Source organism: Alcanivorax sp. HI0044 (assembly GCF_001634945.1).
The window spans coordinates 1-1,098 of the sequence record NZ_LWEZ01001786.1 but is presented as its reverse complement, the minus strand read 5'-3'; the positions used below and the strand labels follow the sequence as shown (position 1 = coordinate 1,098).

Below are 1,098 nucleotides of genomic sequence, written 5' to 3'. Positions count from 1 at the left end.
ATGACACGGGCCAGCACCGGCGTCACCCAGCCGGACACCCGATCGGCCAGTCGGCTGGCTTCCGCCAGGCGAAACAGGCCGCTCCACAGGGCCAGCACCCCGATCAAGCCCAAGCTCACTTCAACTGCCAGATCAGCGGATTCCCACAGGGCATTGATAAGGCGCCCCGGTGCCTCCATGTCCCCGGCCATGAGCTGGATCACAGCCCCGGCGATACCCGCCAGGAAAAACAGGCTGAACAGTCTGTGCAAAGTATCTCCCGTGCGCTAGGGTCATAGAATTACGCCGATAGACGGCGCCAGGCACTGCAACTTCGTGCCATCACGATAGTCTACACCGATAGCCGGCGATTCAACCCTGAATGACCGCTCCCGGGCTGTCGGCTATACTGAAAAAAACTGTTTGAGAGCCAGTATGTCATTACTCCGTAAGCTGTTCCCTCTTGCCCTTGCCCTGTTGTTGCTGGGTGGGGCAATCAAAGGCGGCGGCGCCCTTCACGACTCATCGCCGGATATTCAGGGCGACCTGAAGCCGACGGAAGAGCAACTGGAAGCGGCTGAAGAAATTGCTGACAAGCTCAAGTATCACTATCGCCAGCTGGATTTCGACGATCAGCTTTCTGAACAGGTGCTGCAGCGCTACCTGAAAGACCTGGATCCCAATCGTCTGTATTTCCTGGCGTCCGACATCAAGGACTTCCAGCGCTATAACGAGATCCTGGATGACCAGCTGCGCAAGGGTCAGCTGGAAGGCGGCTATACCATTTTCAATCGCTTCCAGCAGCGCCTGGAAGAGCGCCTGACCTGGTCACTGGAAACCATCGCCAATGACCTGGATTCGCTGACCTTCGACAGCGAAGAGTCGGTAAGAGTGGATCGTGAGGATGCCCCCTGGGCCAAGGACAAGGCGGCGCTGGATGAAATCTGGCAGCGCCAGCTGAAAAATGCGGTGCTCTCCATGCGCCTCAACGATTCCAGCGCGGAAGATATCGAAACGCGGCTCACTCGTCGCTACGAAAGCCAGTTGAAGCGGATCAGGCAGAATACCCCTGAGGATGTATTCCAGGTGTACATGAATGCGCTGACGCAGACATTTGAT

2 pseudogenes are annotated in these 1,098 nt (G+C 57.3%); one reads left to right on the top strand and one right to left on the bottom strand.

The annotated features are described in order from the left end of the window. Positions 1-251: pseudogene (locus A3730_RS26725) on the bottom strand (hypothetical protein); the annotation flags it as partial. A gap of 163 nt (positions 252-414) precedes the next feature. On the opposite strand from A3730_RS26725, the pseudogene A3730_RS26720 reads away from it, so the two are divergent. Further along, positions 415-1,098: pseudogene (locus A3730_RS26720) on the top strand (tail-specific protease); the annotation flags it as partial.